The following is a 22564-nucleotide window of genomic DNA, read 5'->3' on the forward strand; positions in this document are numbered from 1 at the left end:
GAGTTATGAGTGACAAACGTCCAGCGAACTTTTCCAGCGTCTGGGCTGATCTGAGGGGTGTCTCCTTCAAGCAGCATTACATCGAAGCGGGCGGCATCCGGACCCGCTGCATCGAGTCGGGTGACCCGTCGAAGCCGCTCGTCCTTGCGCTGCATGGTGTTGGCGGCCATGCAGAGGCTTACTCCAGGAACTTCGGCCCACATGCCGATCACTTCTGGTTCGTCGCCATCGACATGCTGGGACATGGATGGACCGACAAGCCCCCCATTGACTATCAGGTCAAGGATTATGCCGATCACGTGCTCGCCGTGCTCAAGGCGCTCGGCAGGGACAAGGCCATGATCAGCGGTGAATCTCTCGGCGGTTGGGTCGCGACCTATCTCGCAGTGCATCGTCCGGCGGCGGTCCAGAAGCTCGTTCTCAATACTGCCGGAGGCTGGACGGCCCACCCACAGGTCATGGAGCGGTTAAAGAAGCTTTCTAACGAAGCTGCCTCCGATCCTACTTGGGAGCGCATCAAGGCGCGCCTCGAGTTTCTGATGTGCGACAAATCCATGGTTTCCGACGATCTGATCGAGACCCGCCGGGCGATCTATGCCCAGCCAGGGTTCGCCGACACGATGAAGCGCATCATGTGCCTGCAGGAGATGGAGATCCGGCGGCCCAACATGATCACCGCTGAGCAGTACCGTTCGATCAAGGCGCCGACCATGGTCGTCTGGACGTCGCACGACCCGACCGCGACGCCGGAAGAAGGCAAGCAGATCGCCGACATGATCCCAAGTTCGAAATTCGTCGTCATGAACCGCTGTGGCCACTGGCCCCAGTTCGAGGATGCGGAGCAATTCAACCGCCTCCACGTCGAATTCCTCCGGACAGGCAAATAGGATTCTTCAGATGAACCAGCAGATCCAACACGGCGAACTCGCCGCCCGGATCCGTGCGGCCTACGCCGGCACGCCGATCGCCCCCATCCGACCGCAGTTGGCCGAGCTCGACGTCGATGCCGCCTACGCCATACAGCATGAGAATACGGCGCACTGGCAGGCCGAGGGACGTCGCCTGGTCGGAAGCAAGATCGGGCTGACGTCCCGCGCCGTGCAGAAGCAGCTCGGCGTCGATCGGCCCGACTTCGGCGTCCTGTTCGCCGACATGATGGTCGCCGAGGACGAGCCCGTCGCCGCCGGTCGTGTGCTGCAGCCGAAGATCGAGGCGGAAGTGGCATTCCTGCTCGACCGCGACGTCGACGTCGAAGCTCCAACCGTCATCGACGTGCTGCGCGCCGTCGCGTATGCGATGCCCGCGCTCGAGATCGTCGGCAGCCGGATCACCAATTGGGATATCGGCATCGTCGACACCGTCGCCGACAACGCCTCCTCGGGACTCTTCGTTCTGGGCGGTCCCATCCGTCGCCTTGACGGCTTAGATCTCCGCGCTCTGCGGATGCAGATGACGAGGCGGGAAGAGGTCGTTTCGAAGGGTACGGGCGCTGCGTGCCTCGGTAATCCCCTCAATGCGATGGCCTGGCTGGCCAGCGAACTGGCCAGCCGTAAACGCCCACTGCGCGCCGGCGACGTCGTGCTCTCCGGAGCGCTCGGCCCCATGGTGCCGGTCAATTCGGGGGACGCGTTCGAAGCGAACATCGCGGGTCTGGGGACGGTGTCCGCCCGGTTCGCGTAGCGAGAACGTCACCGACGACGTCGAGCCGGTCTTAGAGGCGGTGATCCTAGCGCTCTACATGGGCGTCACCATCGCGCGCGACAAGAAGTTTCTCGAACGCCTGCGGGCGATCGCGCCGTCCCGGATCCATGGGATGTCGGCTGGTTATCGCCCGATCGACGAGTGGGTAAGGGAGCACACAGACGGCTTGGGCGCATTAGGTTTTCGATGTGATATTGTGCCCTCATAGCGCTATGGCGTAAACATAGTGATCATCACTATCAGTCACGGCCCGCCACTAACCCCTTGAAATATCTATCCTGGTCGAAGATTTGCGCTTCGGCCATACCGGTCGCTGTGGCGCAGGCCATCAAACCGCGACCTCGACGCGCGGCGACGGCCGGACCGCGTCCCCCTGGTCCATCCGCGTCCACCGGAGATCGCCGGCGTAGCGCCAAGCCATGCGCCCGGCATCATCGAGGGCGAACAGATGCAGCCAGCGATTGTCGAACAGGGCGCGCACGCTTGCATGGCGCCTCAGGATCTCCGACATCGCTTGGCGCGGTGCCTCGATGCAGACCGACAAGCGTAACGGATCATGCGCATGGCGCTCCCCATCGTGCACCGACTGCCACGGCAGACCGGCGCGAAGAAGTCCGCCATTGCCTTCCACGACCCCGATGCCGCCGGTCACGTTGTGCAGCAGCTTGTTGCCGCCGCCGAACAGATCGGGCGCCACGGTCGATCCGTAATATTGCAGACTGATCCAGCTGGCGACGACTACCGGGGCCGTCAGGATCAGTTCGAGAACGCCGAAATTCCTGTCCTGCCTCCAATCGTAGTCGTGCAGGAAGGCCCGGCCCTCCAGGCTCCGTCCCGCGGTGCGCCGGCGCGGCGCGGCGATGAATGCCTTGCAACCCGCGAGTGCCCATTCAGGCCGGATCTCCGCCCAGTCGCGGCTCCGTCTGCGGATAGCCCTCTCGTGTCCTGCGCGCGGCAAGCGAAGAGCGCGCTCGGTTCTGGCGATCCTGCCAGCCGCCGCGAGCCATGCCCTGGCCTGCTCGAGATCCGTCTTGTGGCTCGCTGAAGGATGATCCTCGGCATAAACGATGACCTCGTCGGTCGTGGTGTCGTGCAGGGCGCCGAGAAAGAGCGTATCGGCCGGAATCTCGATGCCACTCTGCACGAGACCCGCTCTCACCTCCGCATCGTTCAGAAGCGTGGCCAGCAGCCTGGCGTTGACCTCGCCTGAATACCCGCCGCACGCGCCGCAATGGAGCGCACTGGCGTGAGGATTGTTGACGACAGTCGCACCGTGACCGGCCAACAAGACGATGCGCGCGAAATTGCCGGTCAGGGACATTGCCCGAAGCACAGCCTCAGCGGTCTTGATTCGACTCGCACTATCGAGAGCCGGATGAAGACGCGGCGCCGGATCGTCGGATGGAGCTCTGCCCTCCATTCCCAGAGCATCGGTCAGGAGCTTGGCGACATAGACGGGACCCGTCGCCTCGACGAACGCAAAGGAGGATACGGCCGCAAGCTTGAACCGGCCCCAGGCACGCTTCGCCCGCGCCTTGAAGCGCGCGGACCGATCCCTGGCGTCGACTTCCGGGCCGCCGGAGCAAGAGCCGAGACCCGGATTGAGCAGCACGGGCAGCCGCTTTTCTTCGACGTCCGAGGCGAATCTCCGATGCGCCGTGGGCAGACCGAAAAAGCCGGCGAACCCGAGTGTCTGAATGGCCGGATTGACGCTTTCCAGCGCGCGCCGGAAGACTTCCGAGCGCACGTCGATGCAGAAAGCCGCCTGAAGAGCGGGGCGACCTTCGATCCTCTGCGGAGCGTCCTCCGCCAACGTTTTCGCCAGTGCCCGCTGCGCGGCACGCTCTGCAGCCTCCTGGAGGATGGCGTCGATTACCGAATCCTGCGTCGCCTCGACCGGCATCGCGTGGGCCGCGCATGCACTCGCCCAGCTTTCGGCGATCTGCGGGCCATAGCGCAGAAACAGGGCTTCTTCCCAGATCAGGCGAATCGCCAGAAGGTCCGCGATCGTCTCATCCGTGCCGCCCGCGAGTTCGGCCTGCCAGAGCTTGTAGCGCGCGTAGTGCGCCCAACCGCCCAGCGTCACGAGCAGCCGATGGAAGTACGTTTCCACAGCATCCGCATCGAGACCAAGGCGGACAGCAGCGCACGCGACGGCGGCGGAAGCGGTTTCGGGCGCATCGGCGACATGCCGCGCGAAGCCGCGAAGACCGGCGATTTCCGGGATCAGGTCGCGCGAGGCAACGGCACGCCAGGCCGCATAGGCACCCCTTCCCTTCGGTGCGGCCCACAGAGCTTGTCCTTCGTCGAAAAATCCCGCGGCCCAGGCCCCGAGACGCTCGGCGACGAGTCCCGGCCAGTCGGTACCCGAGGCGCGCGCGGCAAGGTCCGCGACCGTTGGCAGCGCTGCTGGCGCAGGCGCTTCCCGACCGGCCGCATCCTTCAGGGCCAGCAGGTTGGCCGGCCTCGGACGAGACGGGGCGTTCGCGAATGCCTCGGCGAGATCCTGGTCGGAGATCAGGCCCGCCGTGATCCTGGCGTGATACCAGCGCCGCGCCATCGTGACAGGCGCGCCAGCGACCCGAGCCAGACGGGCGCCGACCTCGGCGAGAGGCTCATGGGCTTGGCCGAGAAACGGATTGACCGCGACGTTCGACGCCAAGGGCCAAGCTGGCGGGATGGCGCGGACGGCGCGATCGATGGCCGCCTCGATTTCCTGGAGGTGGGACCATGTCGTGGTATTTTCGGTGGTCATCTTCATGCTTCCTGGCTGTTCACGACCGGCTGCGGATGGACCACCCGCCGAGCCAGCGATCGAAGAGTGCGTTGGCGTAGAGGCCGTTCGACAGATGCACCCGCAGGTCTGCGGCCGCCGGGTGATCGGCCCAGAGCGGAAGCATGGCCTGTGCGACGGCGACGATGCCGAAGCTCAGCACCATGAGAGCGATCAGCGCCCATTCCAGCGCGCCGGGAGCCGGTGTGGCAGGCAGGACGTTCGCGGTGATCCGGGTCGCCGCCAGCTGAAGGGCAAAGTAGCTGACCGAGACAGCCACGGCGTAGACGGCTGTCCGGCGCGTAAGCGCTCTGGGCGCCGCATCGGCGAACCCCTGCGCCAGCATGTAGGCAACACCGAAGATCAGGATGGCGCCCAGGGCGATGGCCTGCGGCGACTTGTGCTCGAAGCCGAAGCACGACCCGATCACAGCGTAGATCACGAGCGCCGACAGGAAGGCGCGACCGACTGCGCCAGCCCTCGGAATTGCGACTGGACCGGGCCTGCGAATCGCCGCCACTCGCTCGACAGCACCGCCGGAGGCGAGAAAGGAATGCGCCTTGTAGAGCGAGTGCGCCACGATATGCAGCAGCGCCAGAGGGAACAGCGCCAGCCCGCACTCGAACATCATGAACCCCATCTGGGCCACCGTGGACCAGGCGAGCGAGGTCTTGACCGCGGGTTGGGTCAGCATGACCAGGCTTCCGCAAAGCGCGGTGAACCCGCCGATCATGACCAGCGCGGCGAGTACACTAGGCGCAAGCAACATGACATCGGCAAAACGGATCAGCAGAAAGCCGCCGGCATTGATCACCCCGGCATGGAGGAGCGCCGATACCGGTGTGGGCGTCTCCATGACTTCGGTGAGCCAGCCATGGGTGGGAAACTGGGCCGACTTGAGCGCGGCCGCGAAGGCGAGGAAGCCGGCCGCTCCGACCGCCAGCGCACCGCCCGAACCCGACCGCGCTGCCGCCAGGATCATTCCGATATCAGCGGTGCCATAGGCGGCGAGCAGGAGCGCGGCGCCGCTGATCAGGGCGGCATCGCCAATGCGTGCGCTAACCGCCTTCTTTCGCGCGGCACGCTGCGCAGCGATCCGCTGCGGATAGAACAGCAGGAGCCGATGGAGGGATAGGCTGGTGGCGATCCAGGCGAAAACGAGCTGGAAGAGATTGCCGGCGATGACGAGCAGCATCACCAAGGCAAGGGTCAGGCACAGCCAGCCGATGAATGCGCCCTGCCGCTCCTCACCATCCAGATAGGTTCGAGCGTAGCGGATGACGATCCAGCCGATGAAGGTGACCAGAAGCAGCATGGTCGCGCTGACCGCGTCGAGGCGGATGGAGAAACCAAAGTCCCCGCCCGCCGCTACGGGACTGTGTCCGCCACCAGAAGAGATAAGGCCGATCGTCGACAGCAGCGCTGCCAGCAATGCGAGAACCGAAGCGCCTTCCGCGACCTCGGGAACGAGCTTGGGCCGCCGGCCACTGCTCAGAAAACCGATCGCCGCAGCGAGAAGCAGCGGAACGGGCGCCGACACGGGCGCGAGATACACTGGCACGGCAGGGTCCCCCTCGAAGCGAAAGACGGTTCGGAGGGTGTTCCTATCTGTTCAGGATGATCTAAAGAAATTCATTGTTTTCAATAAATCGTTCTCTTTAATAGAACGATATGAGGGACCTGAACTACAACCACCTGCGCTATTTCTGGGCGGTCGCCCATGAAGGCAGCCTCACCCGAGCCGCCGAGCGCATGAACCTCTCGCAGTCGGCTCTTTCGGTGCAAATCCAGAAGCTCGAGCATCAGGCGGGACATCCGCTCTTCGACCGCGTCGGCAAGAAGCTCGTTCTAACCGAGGCCGGCCGGATCGCGCTCGACTATGCCGATACCGTGTTCAAGGCCGGCGACGAGCTGATGAGCACCTTGCGGGGACAGCCACTGACCAGCCGGCAGGTTCTCAGGGTCGGCGCGCTGACGACGCTGTCGCGCAATTTCCAGCTCGAGTTCCTTCGCCCGCTGGTTGGCCGGACGGATGTTGAACTGATCGTCCGCTCCGGCAACATCCGGGATCTGCTGACCCAGTTGGAGGCCCACGCGATCGACGTCGTCCTCGCCAACAGCGCCGCGCCCCGCGACGCGCGCTCGTCCCTGCGCAATCACCTGCTCAACGAACAGCCAGTGAGTCTGGTCGGTCACCGGCGGCCAAAGAAGCGCAAGTTCAAATTTCCCGATGATCTGCGATTCGAGCCGATTCTCCTGCCCAGTCTGGATAGCGATATTCGTATCGCGTTCGACCGCATCCTCGAATTGGCGGGCATCCGCCCCGTGATCCTGGCCGAGGTCGACGACATGGCGATGCTACGGCTGCTCGCGCGCGAAAGAGAGGGCGTAACCCTCGTGCCCCCGATCGTCGTCCGCGATGAGCTGAAGACGGGCATTCTCGTCGAGCACTGCCGGATACCGGAGGTTACGGAGACCTTCTACGCGATCGTGCAGAAGCGGCGATTTCCCAATCGGCTTCTCACCGAGCTTCTTTCGGCGAGGAAAGTCTAGCCAGCGACCGGTCCCTGCTTGCCGGATGGGAAGCGACGCGGTCCTACGGCGCCGGCGGCGCGCTCGCCACCTGTCGCTCAAGCCATCGCCTGGCGTCGTCGATGTCGTAAAAGATGGCAAAGGCGCGCGGTATGATGGCGAGACGCCGAAGCGTGGCATCGTCCGGAGCGGCCTTCGGTGCGACCACGAGGGCCACGGGGCCGAGCGGTGCCGTGCTGGCATAACCGGCAGCCATGCCGGTGTAGCTCATGAGCTCGCTTTCGGTGAGGGCGCTGCTGCCGCGACGTGTGTCGAAAAGCTTGCCGTACGGAATGGCTCCCTCGGCGCTCAGGGCAGCGATGAAGCCCTCGAGGTCGCGATAGGCCACCTGCCCTTCCAGGGTCGCGATCACAAGACGGTCAGGATGAAGGACTTCCCAGGTCAACGGCATCGTTTCACTGTGACATCCATATCGAACCGATAGCAACGCCGTTGCACAAATTATGCAGTTGTCCGCGACCGCGGCACCTTGTTGGGTATTCACTCAGGGCAGAGAGGCCGGTCTCCTGCGTCCGGCAGGACAATCTCCCCCCGTATCAGCCGCTCGTGGATGGCCCTGCAGGCCGCCCCGAAGGGATCCTCCGTCCCCGCGCGCCACGCCTTGACGGCATCGTCGATCATGAGCCGTGCGCCCAGCGCCAACTGGCGCCCCTGTTCGCACAACCAGAATTCCCAAGCCTCGTCCACGGCAAGAACGCAGACCTTCAGCGCGCGGTCCTGATGCTTGAGATCGAAACGGCGTCCCATGAGTCCCCACTCTCCCCTTGCGCAAAGCAACGCGGGATGGCGGACGCAGTTCCTCTCGCTTGCAGTCCGAGGCGAGAAGCGTTGCCGGAATGAGGAACAGCGGCGCGAGGAGGGAGATATCGAGAACGAGTCGCAACGACGTGCGTCTTAGGCACATTTCATATTTCGCGCCTGCTATCGCCGCTCGAACGCCAAATTGTCGCGCATAGTTCCCCGCGCCGACCGTCGGGAAGCCGTCGGCAAAGCGGGGGCTTTTGAGAAATGCGTCAGCTCTACTTCACCGGGATCGCCTTTGCCCTGGGCGCCGTCTTGACCTGGGCGGCAGCAACCGCCCTGGAACAGTACCAGCTACGTCCGCACCCGGTCGGTGATACGGCGCGCGTCGCGATGGACACGCCGACCGACACCCCCATTTCCCAAGGTTCGATGTTCGTCCATCCCGTGTCAGGATCGACGTTCTGACTGTATTCTGGCTGACTGTATTCTGGCTGGCTGTTCTTGGCGGCCTGGGGCCGGCTGCGGACCCGGCCGGCACGGTCGGGAGCTCGGGCTCACAGGCTTGTGAAAATCCGGCTCGGCACTACTGGCCGGGTGCATCGCGAACGCCGGGAATTGACGATAGACTGGAACAAGTCTTGCGTCGCTCGACTGGGGCAGGGAGCGACGGGACCGGCGCAATCCGGTCCGGTTGAGTGTGCGCCGGTGGCGCGAAGGGGCTTTGGAATGGCGGGTGTTAGGAGATCGTCCGGGATCGCTGTCGTGGCAACGATCCTGATCGTGGCGGCTGCAGGCTATTTCGTTCTCGAGCAGGTCGGCCAGGACAAGGCCAAGGCCGCAGCGGCGGCTTCGCCGACGTCCGGCCCGACGGTGCCCGTTACCGTGGCGCTGGCCGAGAATAAGGACGTGCCGATCATGATCCGCGGCCTGGGCACGGTCCAGGCGTTCAAGACAGTCGCCGTAAAGGCGCGGGTCGACGGGCAGATCGTGAAGATCTCCTTCAACGAAGGCCAGGAGGTGAAGGCCGGCGATCCGCTGTTCCAGATCGATCCCCGTCCCTTCCAGGCGGCGCTGGAGCAAGCCAAGGCCGCCAAGCAGCGCGACGAGGCTCAGCTCTCGGGAGCCCAGCTCGATCTCGACCGGTACGGCAAGCTGATCGGCTCCGGGTTCCAGTCGCGGCAGAGCTACGACCAGCAGAAGACCACCGTCGACAGCCTGAAGGCCTCGATTACCGCCGACCAGGCGGCGATCGACAATGCCGAGCTCAACCTGACCTATGCCGACATCCGCGCGCCGATTTCGGGGCGCACCGGACAGCGCATGGTCGATCTCGGCAACCTGATCCAGGCCGGCCAGAGCACGACGCTGGTGATCATCAACCAGATCAAGCCGATCTACGTCAATTTCACCATTCCCCAATACGCCAACCACCACTTGCGCAAGCGGCAGTCGAATACGCCGCTCCCCGTCTTCGCCTACAGCGCCGACGACAAGATGAAGCTGGCTGAGGGCCAGATCAGCCTGATCGACAACCAGATCGATACGGCGACCGGCACGCTGCGCCTCAAGGGCGAGTTCGCCAATACCGACGAGAGCCTGTGGCCGGGCGAATTCGTCAACGTGCGGCTCGAGGTCGGCATGCACAAGGATGCCGTCACGGTGCCGCAGCGTGCGGTGATGCAGGGCGCCAATGGCTACTACGCCTTCGTCATCAAGCCCGACAACACTGCCGAGCATCGCGCCATCGAGGTCGAGATGAACCAGGATGGCATGTCGGTGATCGCCAAGGGTATCAACGTAGGAGAGAAGGTCGTGGTCGACGGCCAGTACCGGCTGACCAACGGGTCGCGGGTCCGCATCGACCAGCCTACAGCCGCCGCCCCCGCCGCCGACAAGGCCGGTTGATCGCCCGATGAATATCTCCGAGACCTACATCCGGCGGCCGATCGCCACCTCCTTGATGATGCTCGGCCTCCTGGTGTTCGGGGCCGCGACCTACAATCTCCTGCCCGTCTCGGCGCTGCCCAACGTCGATTTCCCGACCATCACGGTCACCGCCAGCCTGCCCGGCGCCAGCCCCGAGACCATGGCCTCGTCGGTGGCGACGCCGCTCGAACAGCAGTTCGCCGCCATTCCCGGCCTCGCCTCGATGAGCTCGACCAGCGGTCTTGGCAGCACCTCGATCACCTTGCAGTTCGACCTCAACCGCAAGATCGACGGCGCGGCGACCGACGTGCAGACCGCCATCAACGCCGCCAGCGGCCTGCTGCCCAAGGACCTGCCCAATCCACCGACATACCGCAAGGTCAACCCGGCCGACCGCGCGGTCCTGATCTACGCCGTCTATTCCGAGGATCTTCCGCCCTACAAGGTCGACGACTACGCCTACGTGCTGCTGGCGCAGAAGCTCTCCGCCGTGCCGGGCGTGTCGCAGGTGCTGGTGGCCGGCCAGCAGGACTACGCCGTGCGCATCCAGGCGAACCCGGTGGCTCTGGCCTCGCGCGGCATCTCGCTGGAGGATGTCAGGACCGCGATCACCAATTCGACGCTCAACCTGGCGAAGGGCAATCTGGAGAACGACAACCTCTCCATCATGCTCGACACCAACGACCAGCTGTTCCAGGCGTCGGCGTACAACAACATCATCGTCGCCTATCGTAACGGCGCCCCGGTCCGCTTGCGCGACATCGGCGACGTGGTCGATGGCATCAAGTCGCCGCGTGCCGGCGCCTGGTTCAACGGCAAGCGGGCCGAGCTGCTCCTCATCTTCCGCCAGCCGGGCGCCAACACGGTCGAGATCGTCGACCGGATCAAGGGGATGATGCCGCGCCTGCTGGCCTCGGTGCCGCAGTCAGTGCATGTCGACCTGGTATCCGACCGATCGCAGTCGATCCGCGACTCCGTGGAGGACGTGCAGTTCACCTTGATCCTGACCATCGGCCTGGTCGTCCTGGTCATCTTCATCTTCCTGCGCCACCTGTGGGCGACGATCATCCCGAGCATCACCGTGCCGCTCGCCATCGTCGGCACCTTCGGCATCATGTATGTGTGCGACTACAGCATCGACAATCTGTCGCTGATGGGCCTCACCATCGCGGTGGGCTTCGTGGTCGACGATGCGATCGTGATGATCGAGAACATCGTGCGCTATATCGAGGAAGGGGAACGGCCATTCGAGGCTGCCCTCAAAGGCGCCGGGCAGATCGGCTTCACGATCATCTCGATCACTTTCTCCCTGATCGCGGTGTTCATCCCGCTGCTGTTCATGGGCGGTATCGTCGGACGCCTGTTCCGCGAGTTCGCCGTCGTCGTCACCGTGGCGATCTGCATGTCGGCCTTCGTGTCGCTGACGCTCACGCCAGTGATGTGCGCGCAGTTCCTGAAGCGGCACACGAACCACAAGCGCGGCCGCCTGGACCAGCTCTGCGAGGACATATTCGAAGGCTGGGTCCGGCTCTATGACCGTGGCCTGCAATGGGTGTTTCGGCATCAGTTCATCACCCTGATGTCGACCTTCGCGCTCGTGGGGCTGACCGGATACCTCTACGCGGTGATCCCCAAGGGCTTCTTCCCGGAACAGGATACAGGCTTCATCTTCGGCCAGGCCGAGGCGCGACAGGATATCTCCTTCTACGCCATGGCCGAGATCCAGAAGAAGATCGCGGCCATCGTCCAGCAGGATCCCGCCGTCTCGGGCGTCGTCGGCTTCGTCGGAGCCACCGGCGGCAACGCGTCGGAGAACACGGCGCGCATGTTCATCCAGCTCAAGCCCTTCGCGGACCGGCCCGGCTCGTCGGCGCAGAAGGTGATCCAGCGACTGCGCCCGAAGGTGGCGCAGGTGCCAGGCGTCAAGTTCTTCATGCAGGCCGGCCAGGATATCAGCGTCGGCGGCCGTCTCAGCAAGACCGAGTTCCAGTACACGATCACCTCGACCGACTCCGAGGAGCTCAATCACTGGGCGCCGATCATCGAGGAGCGCATGGCGAAGCTGCCCGGCCTCCAGGACGTGACGTCTGACCAGCAGATCGCCTCTCCCCACATCGCCATCGAGGTCGATCGCGATTCGGCCTATCGCCTGGGCATCACGCTGGCCCAGATCGACCAGACGCTCTACGACGCCTTCGGCCAACGCCAGATCGCCACGATCTACAGCTCGGCGACGCAATACAAGGTCGTGCTCGAAGTCCAGCCCCAGTTCCAGAACGATCCCTCGGCGCTGTCACAGATCTACGTCACGGGCATGGGCGGCGTGCAGATCCCGTTGAGCGCCGTCGCTCACTTCTCAAACCGGATCGCACCGCTCACGGTCAACCATCAGGGTCAGTTCCCGGCCGTGACCATCTCGTTCAATCTCGCGCCGGGCGTGGCGCTGGGCGAGGCGGTGGAGAAGATCCAGGCGCTGCAGACCGAGCTCAAGACGCCGATCACCCTGGACGGCTCGTTCCAGGGAACGGCGCAGGCGTTCCAGTCGTCGCTGGCGTCGACGCCGCTCTTGATCGCGGCCGCCATCCTCGCCGTCTATATCGTGCTGGGCATGCTCTACGAGAGCTACGTCCATCCCGTCACGATCCTCTCGGCGCTGCCGTCCGCCGGCGTCGGCGCGCTGCTCATGCTCATGCTGTTCGGCTATGACCTCAGCGTCATCGCCCTGATCGGCATCATCCTGCTGATCGGCATCGTGAAGAAGAACGCGATCATGATGATCGACTTCGCCCAGGAGGCGGAGCGGGAGAACGGCAAGACCCCGATGGAAGCGATCCACGAGGCCTGCCTGCTGCGCTTCCGGCCGATCATGATGACGACCTTCGCCGCGATCGGTGGCGGCCTGCCGCTGGCGATCGGCCAGGGTGCCGGCTCCGAGCTGCGGCGGCCGCTGGGCATCGCCATCGTCGGCGGCCTGCTGGTGTCGCAATGGCTGACGCTCTACACGACGCCTGTCATCTATCTCTACTTCGACAGGTTCGGGCATTGGCTGAGCGGCAAGAAGCGCCGCCCCACCGGCGAGATGCCCGCTACCATTCCCGCCATCTCCGAGAGTCCGGCTGAGGCCGATACGCGTGCGGCCGACTGATCGGAAGCCTCATGAGCGACAGTCGGTACGAAAGGGAAGAGTACCTGGAACAGGACGACGAAGAGGCCGAGCGGGCCCGGCGCAACAAGAGCCTGGTCGCCCTCCTTGTGCTGGCGGTCCTGGTGATCATCGGCATCGTCGTGGTCGAACGACTGCGCGACGTGTCGAAGCTTCAGGATTGCCTGATGACCCGCGCCACCAACTGCAATGACATGGTGGAGCCGCCCAAGCCGGTCGGCGGCACCCGTTGATCAGGTCGCGCGCCGGCGCTTCCACCAGTCGTTGAGCTCGCCCAGCAGGCCTTTGCGGAAGGCCATGACGATCACCACGAAGATCGCGCCCTGGATCACCAGGACGAACTCGCCGGTGAAGGCGAGATAGTTCTGCATCGCCACGATGAGGAAGGCACCGATCACCGGGCCGAAGATGGTGCCAAGCCCGCCCACCAGCGCCATCAGCACGACCTCGCCGGAGACGCCGGCGCTGACATCCGTCAGCGTGGCGAACTGCAGCACCAGCGCCTTCATAGATCCGGCCAGGCCGGCCAGCGCCGCCGACAGCACGAAGGCCAGCAGCTTGTAGCGGTCCGCTTCATAGCCGAGCGACACCGCGCGCTGCTCGTTGTCGCGGATCGCCTTCAGCACCTGGCCGAACGGCGAGTGGATGGTGCGCTGGATCACGCCGAAGCCGAACAGGAAGATCACCAGCACCACGTAATAGAGCGTGCGATCGTTCTCGATCGGGATCAGACCGCCCAGCAGCGCGCGTCGCGGAATGCCCTGCAGCCCGTCCTCGCCGCCAGTAAACGGCGCCTGGACGCAAATGAAATAGACCATCTGCGCGAAGGCGAGCGTGATCATGGCGAAGTAGATGCCCTGACGGCGGATCGCCAGGGCGCCGGTAACCAGCCCCAGCAGCGCCGCGCCGGCCACGCCGGCCAGCAGGCCGATCTCGGGCGCGAGGCCCATCGTCTTGACCACATAGCCGAAGAAATAGCCGCCCATGCCGAAGAACATGGCATGGCCGAAGCTCATCAGGCCGGCATAGCCCAGCAGCAGGTTGAAGGCGCAGGCGAACAGCGCGAAGCACAACGCCGTCATCAGGAAGACCGGATAGGCGACCAGCGGCGCGACCAGCGCCAACACGATCAGCAGGGCGGTGACGAGGGTACGCTGGTTGATCATTTGGTCTGTCCGAACAGGCCGGCGGGCTTCACCAGCAGCACGATCGCCATGACGACGAAGATCACGGTGTTGGAGGCCGGCGGATAGACGACCTTCGTCAGGCCCTCGATCAGGCCGAGACCGAAGCCGGTCACGATCGAGCCCATGATCGATCCCATGCCGCCGATCACGACCACGGCGAACACGACCAGGACGAGATTGGTTCCCATCAGCGCCGAGACCTGCTGGATCGGCGCGGCCAGCACGCCGGCCAGGGCCGCCAGCCCCACGCCGAGCCCGTAGGTCAGCGTGATCAGCCGCGGCACGTTGATGCCGAAGGCCCGCACCAAGGTCGGATTCTCCGTCGCCGCGCGCAGATAGGCGCCGAGCCGCGTCCGTTCGATGCCGTACCAGGTCGCCAGGCAGATCACGAGCGCGGCCAGCACCACGAAGCCGCGATAGGCCGGCAGGAACATGAAGCCGAGATTGTAGCCGCCAGGAATGGGCGCCGGATAAGGCGCACCCGACGAGCCCCACTTCCACTGGAACAAGCCCTCGATCACCAGCGACAGGCCGAACGTCAGCAGGAAGCCGTACAGGTGATCGAGATGGTAGATGCGCTTGAGCAGCAGGCGCTCGATCAGCACGCCGAACAGGCCGACGATGAGCGGCGCCAACACCAGCGAGGCCCAGAACGGGATCGATAGGTTGGTCAGCAACAGCCAGGCGGCGAAGGCGCCCAGCATGTACTGCGCGCCGTGCGTGAAATTGATCACGTTCAGCATGCCGAAGATCACGGCGAGGCCGAGACTGAGCATGGCGTAGAACGCGCCATTGATCAGGCCGAGCAGGAGCTGGCCGAACAATGCCGGGAGCGGGATACTGAAAATGTCGAGCATCGGCGCGATCAGACTCCCAGGTAGGCCTGCAGCTTGCCGACGTTCTTGTCGACGTCCGCGGCCGCGATCATGTCGACCACCCGCCCATCCTCCATCACGTAGTGACGATCGGCGACGGTGGCGGCGAAGTGGAAATTCTGTTCCACGAGCAGGATAGTGAAACCGCGCTGCTTGAGCTGGCGGATGATCTCGCCGATCCGCTGCACGATGACCGGAGCGAGCCCTTCGGTCGGCTCGTCGAGCATCAGCAGGTTGGCGCCGGTGCGCAGGATACGGCCGATCGCCAGCATTTGCTGCTCGCCGCCCGACAGCTTGGTGCCCTGGCTGCGGCGGCGCTCCTTGAGGTTGGGGAACAGGGTGTAGATCTCGTCGACGCCCATGCCGCCCGGCTTCACCACCGGCGGCAGCATCAGATTCTCCTCGACATTGAGGCTGGAGAAGATGCCGCGCTCCTCGGGGCAATAGGCGATTCCCAATCGGGCGATGATGTCGGACGGCTTGCCGACCGTTTCCTGCCCCTCGAATCGCACCGATCCGGAACGCTTGCCGACGATGCCCATGATCGAGCGCAGCGTCGTCGTCTTGCCGACGCCGTTGCGGCCGAGCAGCGTCACGAGCTCGCCCCGGCCGATCTCGAAGCCGACGCCATGAAGAATGTGGGACTCGCCGTACCAGGCCTGCAGTCCCTCGACTTTGAGCAGGGTTTGCCGCGGGCTCGCGTCAGCCATGACCGGTCCCGACATAGGCTTCGACGACGAGCGGGTTCTTGGAAACCGTTTCATACGGCCCCTCGGCCAGTACCTCGCCGCGCGCCAGCACGGTGATCGCATTGGAAAGGTCGGCGACCACCGACATGTTGTGTTCGACCATGAGCACCGTACGGTTGCGTGAGACTGTGCGGATGAGCGAGGCGATGCGCTGGATGTCCTCCTGGCCGAGCCCGGCCATCGGCTCGTCGAGCAGCATCATCTCGGGATCGAGTGCCAGGGTCGTCGCGATCTCGAGCGCCCGCTTGCGGCCGTAGGGCAATTCGACCGCCGGCAGTTCGGCGAAGGGTGTCAGGCCGACCGCCTCCACCAGCTCCAACGCCCTCTCGTCCAGCCGATCGAGCACCCGCTCGGAACGCCAGAAGTAGAATGAATTTCGCAACTTCCGCTGCAACGCGACGCGTACATTCTCCCGGACGCTCAAATGAGGAAAGACAGCCGAGATCTGGAACGACCGCACCAACCCCATGCGGGCGATCGCCGCGGGCGAACTGCCCGTGATGTCACGCCCATTGAAATGGATCCGACCGGATGTCGGACTGAGAAAATGAGTGAGGAGGTTGAAGCAGGTCGTCTTGCCGGCACCGTTCGGGCCGATCAAGGCGTGAATCGTGTGGCGTCGAACCCGCAGGTCGACGTTTTTGACCGCCACGAAACCCTTGAATTCCTTCGTTAACCCCGTCGCCTCGAGAATTACTTCTTCTTCGGCCATCCGCTCTCCCTTTGCGGTGAGGGGAATTAATCGAAGCTTGGTGACGATGTCCAGCAGTCTATGCCCCAGGTTTGTCACCACGGGGACTGTAAAACGCGTGCTAACCACAATCAGGTGGTGCGCCGAACCCAGGGAGGACGGCGCGAGGGAAGGATTCGACCATGGCGGCAATCGCCGGGAACGATCGTCCATTGTCTTTCGGGCCGCCGACGCCATCGGTCGCTCGCCTGCTCGCCGTGTGGGCACTTTCCGATGCGCCACTGGCGGCCGTGCTCCTGCTCGCAGCGCTTCCCGTCCTGATCGGGATCTGGGATCTCCTGTCGCCGCCGCTGGTCCTGTCCCAGGAAATGACATGGGACCTGCTGTTCAATCTCGCCGGCGCCTGGCAGATGTATCTCGGCCACGTCCCGCACGTCGATTTCCACGAGCCGGTGGGACAGCTCAATTTCGCGTTGACCGCCATGGGCTTCAACGTGGTGGGTGTCGGGCCGCGCGCCTTCCTCGCCGGCGCCATCCTGATGACGGGCGTGATCTTCCTGTCCGCATCGATCGTTGCCTGGCGGCGCTTGCCGGCGTTGCCCGCGGCCATCTTCGTGGCGTTCGTCAGCCTGCTTGCGCTCATGCCCGCGAATGTCGGAGACGAGCCCAACGCCTATTCGTTCGCCATGTCCTACAACCGATACGGCTGGAGCTGTATCGCCATCCTGTTCCTGATTCTGTTTCTGCCGCCGCGTCGTGGGGACGGCCGCGCGCTGGCCAGTGCCTGGAGCGACATCGCCATCGCCATCGCGCTGCTGCTGGCGATGTTCTACCTGAAGATGACCTACTTCGTGGTCGGGCTGGCCGCCCTTCCGGTGGCAGCTCTCGTCTGCTCCCATGTTCGCGGCGCCCTGTTCGGCTGGTACCTCCTCGCCCTCGGAATGATGGCTCTCGCCCTGGCCCCGGTGAATCATGCCTACTGGGCCGATCTGTTTGCCGCGGCCGAGGCTGGCCAACTGCGCGACACGCTGACCTTCCACATCAACAACTTCTTCGGCCATACCGCCGAGTACGCGCCCTACATTGCCGCACTGGCGATCGCCGTCTGGATGGCCTGGCGCGGTGACGCCCCCATGAGACTGCCGATGGCGACAGCCTTCATCCTCGCCACCGCCCTCGTGCTGCTGTCGCAGAACGCGCAGACGCACGGACTTCCCGCCGCGGTCATCATCGCCTTCCTGTTCTACGACATCCTGCGTGAGCGCCGCCTGCAAGTGCGGCCGGGAAGCAGCATCGCCCTGCTCCTGTCGCTGCTGGTCTTTCCGTTGCTGTCGATCGCCGCCGCTCTGGTCAGCCTGACGGGCTACGAGCTGAAAGCCTCGCGTCAGACGTTGCAGACGGTCGATGGCACCAACCTTCACGGGCTGGCCGTGCCGGCCGAAAAATCGGGCCTGCTCGCCGCCTTCGCGAATCCCAGGGGCGACTATCATCTGCTGAATCGCGCCCGTATGGTGAGCACACGCTACGAGCTGTCGCCGAGCGAATATGTCGATACGCTCCTGGATGCCGTGGCGTTGCTGGGCACTGTCTCCGGCCGGCACAGGCGGATCGTGGTACTCGACCAGGTGAACCCGCTTCCCTTCATGCTCGGCCAGGTCCCGCCGCGGGGCGGCAATCTGTGGTCGGGCCCCGGCGCGCCGGTGCAACCGGCACAACACGTGTTCGCTGAAGCCGATTGCGTCCTGATTCCGAAATTCTCGACCTACAGCCCATGGACCAAGGCCGCGGTCGAACTCTACGGGCCCTATCTGCGGCGCCATTTCGCCGTTCGCGCCGAAAGCCAGAGCTGGATCATGATGGGCCGGAAGTCGCCGTCGGCTCCAGCCGATCACGACGCGCCGCGACCGGGCTTTCTGTCCACCGTGAAATCGGTGGAAACCGACTCCTCCGATGCTCCCTAGAAGCGAAGCGATTCGCACGGCGGCAACGGACTTGGCACGGGCGCCGCGGGAGCGATAAGGTCGTCTCCTCTGCGGCGGTGCCGCGTGTGGGAGGAAACTAGAGTATGAAAGTCGCGAACGTCGCCCGCTTGATGGGCGCGGTAACGGCAGGCGTGTGCCTTGTCGCCCTTGGTGTTGCCACCATGGCGCAGGCGCAAGCGCCTCAACCGCTCAAGATCGGCCTGATGGCTGGGCTGTCCGGCGTCTATGCCGATGTGGCCCAGGGCCAGGTCGAAGCCATGCAACTGGCGATCGAGGATGTCGGCGGCAAGGTGCTTGGGCGCCCGATCGAGATCGTCTCGGCCGACCATCAGAACAAGCCGGACGTCGCCGCCGGTCTCGCCCGAAAGTGGTACGACGACGGCGTGAAGATGATCACCGGCCTCGACACCTCGTCGGTCGGCCTGGCCGTGCGCAAGGTGGCCCAGGAGAAGGGCCAGATCGATCTCAACGTCGGATCGGCCACGGCGGATCTGACCGGTCCGGCCTGCTCGGCCACCGGCGCGCACTGGGTCTACGACACCTACGCCCTCGCGCACGTCACGGGCAGCGCCGTCGTGAAGGATGGCGGCGATACCTGGTTCTTCATCACGGCGGACTATGCCTTCGGCAAGTCCATGGAGGATGAGACCGCGGCCGTCGTGAAAGGCGCCGGCGGCAAGGTCGTGGGCGGCGTCAAGCATCCGCTCAGCACGCAGGACTTCTCGTCCTATCTGCTGCAGGCGCAGGGGTCGAAGGCCAAGGTCATCGGTCTTGCCAATGCCGGCATGGACACCGTGAACGCCATCAAGCAGGCCAACGAGTTTGGCATCGTCAAGGGCGGCCAGCGCATCGCCGCGCTGCTCATCTTCGACAGCGACGTGCAGTCGCTCGGCCTGCCGGTGGCACAGGGCCTGGTGCTGACCACACCGTTCTACTGGGACATGAACGACGAGACGCGGGCCTGGACCAAGCGCTTCCGTGCCAAGAAGGACAAGCTGCCGAACCTGACGATTGCCGGCGTCTACAGCGCCACGCTGCATTATCTGAAGGCCGTGCAGGCCGCCGGCACCGACGAGCCGATGGCGGTGATGGCCAAGATGCGCGAGATGCCGATCAACGACATGATGACCAAGAACGGCAAGCTGCGCGAGGACGGCCGCGTGATCCGCGACATGTACCTCGCCCAGGTCAAGTCGCCGGCCGAGTCCAAGAGCAAGGACGATATCTACAAGATCCTGGCCACGGTTCCGGCCGACCAGGCGTGGCGGCCGCTGAAGGACGGCCACTGCCCGCTGATCAAGAACTAGGCTTCCGTAGCAGCCGCAAAGAGCAAAAGGCGCCCTCTCGGGCGCCTTTTCATTTGCCCTCGCCGACGGTCGCCGGCACGCGCTATCGGCTTGGCCGGCCGGCGGAGGAAGGCTAGATTTCGCGCCTCTGCGGCACCGCCGCGTGTGGGAGGAAGAATGAAGAGTACAAATGTTGCCCGGCTTGCGGGCGTGCTGGCCGCTGGCGTGAGCCTGACCGTGCTGGGCCTCGGCGCCATTGCCCAGGCGCAGGCGCCGCAGCCCCTCAGGATCGCGGTCATGGACGGCTTCTCCGGCGTCTATGGCGACCTTACCCAAGGCGAGGTCGAGGCGATGCAACTCGCCGTCGAGGACGTGGGCGGGAAGGTGTTGGGCCGTCCGGTCGAGATCCTGTCAGCCGATCACCAGACCAAGCCCGATGTCGGCGCCGCGATCGCGCGCAAATGGTACGACGTCGACGGCGTCAAGATGATCACCGGCCTCGGCACGTCCTCGGTGGCGCTGGCTGTGCGCAAGGTGTCCCAGGAGAAGGGACAGATCGATCTCAACACGGGTGCCGGTTCCGCCGACCTCACTGGTCCGGCCTGCTCGGCGACCGGCGCGCACTGGGTCTATGACACCTATGCCCTGGCGCACGTCACGGGCAGCGCCGTCGTGAAGGACGGCGGCGACAGCTGGTTCTTCCTCACCGCCGACTATGCCTTCGGCAAGTCACTGGAGGACGAGACGTCATCGGTCGTGAAGGCCTCCGGCGGCAAGGTGCTGGGAGACGTGAAGCACCCGCTCAGCACGCAGGATTTCTCGTCCTACCTGCTGCAGGCGCAGGGCTCCAAGGCAAAGGTCATCGGGCTTGCCAATGCCGGCATGGATACCGTCAACGCCATCAAGCAGGCGGCCGAGTTCGGCATCGTCAAGGGCGGCCAGCGCCTGGCCGGGCTGCTCGTGTTCGCGACCGACGTCCAGGCCCTGACGCTGCCCGTCGCCCAGGGACTGGTGCTGAGCGAGTCGTTCTACTGGGATCTGAACGACGAGACTCGCGCCTGGACCAAGCGTTATCGGGCTAAGAAGGACAAGCTGCCGAGCATGCTGACGGCCGGCGTCTACAGCTCGACCCTGCATTACCTCAAGGCGGTGCAGGCCGCCGGCACCGACGACCCCAAGGCGGTGATGGCCAAGATGCGCGAGATGCCGATCAACGACGTCATGACCAAGAACGGCAAGCTGCGCGAGGACGGCCGCGTGATCCGCGACATGTACCTGTTCCAGGTCAAGTCGCCGGCCGAATCCAAGAGCAAGGACGACATCTACAAGCTCGTCGCCACCGTTCCCGGCGACCAGGCCTATCGTCCGCTGAAGGACGGCCATTGTCCGCTCATCAAGGACTGAAATTGCAGTGATGTCTGCGGAAGGGCGCCCGTCGGGCGCCCTTTTTCGTTGTGCCGGTAGCGGAGACACACGTGGTCCGCGCTTCACCCTTGCGCCGCCTGCGGCGGCCTTGTCTTATGGACGCAGAAGCCCAAACAAAGGGCAAAGGGAGTGACGCCAAAGTGACTGCGCAAGAACGCCCTCTCAAGGGCGCCTGGCTGATGACCGGGCTGCTGTTCCTCTTCATGCTCATCAACTTCGCCGACAAGGTGGTGGTCGGGCTCGCGGCGCGGCCGATCATGCAGGAATTGCAGCTGACGCCCCAGGAGTTCGGCCTGCTCGGCTCGTCCTTCTTCTTCCTGTTCGCCGTGTCGGCGGTGGTGGTGGGCTTCCTGACCAACCGCATCCATGCACGCCGCACCCTGCTGGCGATGGCAATCGTCTGGTCGCTGGTGCAGTTCCCCATGCTGGCGACCGTCAATCTCGAAGTGTTGATGGCCTGCCGCATCATCCTGGGCGCCGGTGAAGGCCCGGCCGCGCCCGTCGCGACCCATGCCATCTACAAGTGGTTCCCCGATTCGTTGCGCGGGTTGCCGACGGCGATCATCGCGCAAGGCTCCGCACTCGGCGTGATCGTCGCCGTGCCGACGCTCAACTGGATCATCGTCCATCACTCCTGGCACTGGGCGTTCGGCGCACTCGGCGTCGCCGGCCTTGTCTGGGCGGTGCTGTGGCTGGCGTTCGGCCGCGAAGGCACGCTGGTCGACCGCCCCGCCTCTCCTCACGGCAACGGTCACGTCCCCTACCGCTATCTCATCACCTGCCCCAGCATCGTCGCGGTGAGCTGCACCTGCTTCGCGACCTACTGGGGCCTGTCGCTCGGCCTCACCTGGTTCACCTCCTACCTGATCCAGGGACTGGGCTATTCGCAGGCGGTCGCCGGCAACCTGACCATCCTGCCCTGGATCTTCGGCCTCTGCGTGGTGCTGAGCGGCGGCTGGCTGTCGCAACGCCTGACCCGGGCCGGCGTGTCGAGCCGGATCGCGCGCGGCATCTTTCCGGCCGCGACCGTTATCCTAGGCGGATGCCTGATGCCGCTGGTCGGATCGATGCCATCTCCTGCGGCCAAGCTTGCCGTGCTGGTCATCGGCTCGGCGATCGGCAGCACGATCTATGTCGTCATTCCGATGATCGTGAGCGAGCTGACGCCGCAGTCGCAGCGGGCGGGCATGCTCGCCATCACCAATTCGTTCGTGACGGTGGCCGGCGTGCTCGCGCCGCTCGTCATGGGCAATTTCATCCAGAACGCGGCCTCGCCGGTGGCGGGATACGAACACGGCTATGTGATCATGGGCCTGCTGATGATCGCCGGCGGCCTGATCGGCGTCCTTTTCATCCGCCCCGAAGCCGATCGCGCGCGGCTCGTCGCCCACGCGGCACGGACCGCCGGCATGCGGCCGGCCCAGGCCTAACGAGCTCGGCGGAAACATCGAACGACAGGTGCCGGCATTC

General features: G+C 64.7%; 19 protein-coding genes. 11 read left to right on the top strand and 8 right to left on the bottom strand.

Annotation, left to right across the window (positions count from 1 at the left end; genetic code table 11):
* Positions 1-5 precede the first annotated feature (5 nt).
* Positions 6-887, top strand: a complete 882-nt coding sequence (locus tag B5D62_RS10385; protein ID WP_085933803.1) for an alpha/beta fold hydrolase — start codon at positions 6-8, stop codon at positions 885-887.
* Positions 888-897: 10 nt separating this feature from the next.
* Entirely contained in the window at positions 898-1680 is a 783-nt protein-coding gene (locus tag B5D62_RS10390; protein ID WP_085933804.1) for a 2-keto-4-pentenoate hydratase, read from the top strand.
* A 349-nt stretch (positions 1681-2029) separates the two neighbouring features.
* Here the strand turns inward: B5D62_RS10390 and B5D62_RS10400 are convergent, their stop codons facing one another.
* Both B5D62_RS10400 and B5D62_RS10405 read right to left on the bottom strand, forming a co-directional pair.
* Complete coding sequence (locus B5D62_RS10400; RefSeq protein ID WP_085934709.1) at positions 2030-4456, bottom strand: YbcC family protein; 2427 nt, start codon at positions 4454-4456, stop codon at positions 2030-2032.
* Positions 4457-4475: 19 nt separating this feature from the next.
* Positions 4476-6035 carry a proton-conducting transporter transmembrane domain-containing protein gene (locus B5D62_RS10405; RefSeq protein WP_085933806.1) on the bottom strand — a complete coding sequence of 520 codons (1560 nt, stop codon included), beginning with the start codon at positions 6033-6035 and terminating at the stop codon, positions 4476-4478.
* A 110-nt stretch (positions 6036-6145) separates the two neighbouring features.
* Between B5D62_RS10405 and B5D62_RS10410 the strand changes: the two genes are divergently transcribed.
* Positions 6146-7027 carry a LysR family transcriptional regulator gene (locus B5D62_RS10410; protein ID WP_085933807.1) on the top strand — a complete coding sequence of 294 codons (882 nt, stop codon included), beginning with the start codon at positions 6146-6148 and terminating at the stop codon, positions 7025-7027.
* A 43-nt stretch (positions 7028-7070) separates the two neighbouring features.
* Here B5D62_RS10410 and B5D62_RS10415 read toward each other — a convergent pair whose 3' ends face one another.
* Together B5D62_RS10415 and B5D62_RS10420 are read right to left on the bottom strand one after the other, a co-directional pair.
* Entirely contained in the window at positions 7071-7457 is a 387-nt protein-coding gene (locus B5D62_RS10415) for a hypothetical protein (protein WP_085933808.1), read from the bottom strand.
* A gap of 89 nt (positions 7458-7546) precedes the next feature.
* The gene (locus tag B5D62_RS10420; RefSeq protein WP_085933809.1) at positions 7547-7813 is read right to left on the bottom strand and encodes a hypothetical protein; all 267 of its coding nucleotides are present in this window, start codon (positions 7811-7813) and stop codon (positions 7547-7549) included.
* A gap of 261 nt (positions 7814-8074) precedes the next feature.
* On the opposite strand from B5D62_RS10420, the gene B5D62_RS10425 reads away from it, so the two are divergent.
* The 4 genes from B5D62_RS10425 to B5D62_RS10440 all read left to right on the top strand — a co-directional run bounded on the left by B5D62_RS10425 (position 8075) and on the right by B5D62_RS10440 (position 13132).
* A complete protein-coding gene (locus B5D62_RS10425; protein ID WP_085933810.1) occupies positions 8075-8275 on the top strand; it encodes a hypothetical protein in 201 nt (66 codons plus the stop codon).
* A 297-nt stretch (positions 8276-8572) separates the two neighbouring features.
* Positions 8573-9715, top strand: coding sequence for an efflux RND transporter periplasmic adaptor subunit (locus B5D62_RS10430; protein ID WP_170920883.1), 1143 nt, complete (start codon positions 8573-8575; stop codon positions 9713-9715).
* A gap of 7 nt (positions 9716-9722) precedes the next feature.
* On the top strand, positions 9723-12881 hold the full coding sequence (locus B5D62_RS10435) for a multidrug efflux RND transporter permease subunit (RefSeq protein ID WP_085933812.1): 3159 nt from the start codon (positions 9723-9725) through the stop codon (positions 12879-12881).
* 11 nt (positions 12882-12892) lie between these two features.
* Positions 12893-13132 carry a hypothetical protein gene (locus tag B5D62_RS10440; RefSeq protein WP_085933813.1) on the top strand — a complete coding sequence of 80 codons (240 nt, stop codon included), beginning with the start codon at positions 12893-12895 and terminating at the stop codon, positions 13130-13132.
* Here the strand turns inward: B5D62_RS10440 and B5D62_RS10445 are convergent, their stop codons facing one another.
* From B5D62_RS10445 to B5D62_RS10460, 4 genes are read right to left on the bottom strand one after another with little or no spacing between them, the layout of a single operon-like run.
* Positions 13133-14065: a branched-chain amino acid ABC transporter permease gene (locus B5D62_RS10445; RefSeq protein ID WP_085933814.1), complete on the bottom strand. Its 933-nt coding sequence runs from the start codon at positions 14063-14065 to the stop codon at positions 13133-13135.
* Positions 14062-14943 carry a branched-chain amino acid ABC transporter permease gene (locus B5D62_RS10450; protein ID WP_085933815.1) on the bottom strand — a complete coding sequence of 294 codons (882 nt, stop codon included), beginning with the start codon at positions 14941-14943 and terminating at the stop codon, positions 14062-14064. The genes B5D62_RS10445 and B5D62_RS10450 overlap by 4 nt, the downstream gene beginning before the upstream one ends.
* Before the next feature lie 8 nt (positions 14944-14951).
* Positions 14952-15671, bottom strand: a complete 720-nt coding sequence (locus tag B5D62_RS10455) for an ABC transporter ATP-binding protein (protein ID WP_085934710.1) — start codon at positions 15669-15671, stop codon at positions 14952-14954.
* The gene (locus B5D62_RS10460) at positions 15664-16422 is read right to left on the bottom strand and encodes an ABC transporter ATP-binding protein (protein WP_085933816.1); all 759 of its coding nucleotides are present in this window, start codon (positions 16420-16422) and stop codon (positions 15664-15666) included. Before B5D62_RS10460 ends, B5D62_RS10455 begins: the two co-directional genes overlap by 8 nt.
* 161 nt (positions 16423-16583) lie before the next feature.
* Between B5D62_RS10460 and B5D62_RS10465 the strand changes: the two genes are divergently transcribed.
* From B5D62_RS10465 to B5D62_RS10480, 4 genes are all read left to right on the top strand, one after another.
* Positions 16584-18362 (top strand): hypothetical protein, encoded by a 1779-nt coding sequence (locus B5D62_RS10465; RefSeq protein WP_085933817.1) that lies wholly within the window; start codon positions 16584-16586, stop codon positions 18360-18362.
* Positions 18363-18466: 104 nt separating this feature from the next.
* Complete coding sequence (locus B5D62_RS10470; RefSeq protein WP_218191030.1) at positions 18467-19690, top strand: ABC transporter substrate-binding protein; 1224 nt, start codon at positions 18467-18469, stop codon at positions 19688-19690.
* A gap of 156 nt (positions 19691-19846) precedes the next feature.
* Positions 19847-21073, top strand: a complete 1227-nt coding sequence (locus B5D62_RS10475; protein ID WP_085933818.1) for an ABC transporter substrate-binding protein — start codon at positions 19847-19849, stop codon at positions 21071-21073.
* 161 nt (positions 21074-21234) lie between these two features.
* On the top strand, positions 21235-22524 hold the full coding sequence (locus B5D62_RS10480; protein ID WP_218191031.1) for an MFS transporter: 1290 nt from the start codon (positions 21235-21237) through the stop codon (positions 22522-22524).
* Positions 22525-22564 lie beyond the last annotated feature (40 nt).

This window comes from Enhydrobacter aerosaccus (assembly GCF_900167455.1).
Lineage (GTDB): Bacteria > Pseudomonadota > Alphaproteobacteria > Reyranellales > Reyranellaceae > Reyranella > Reyranella aerosaccus.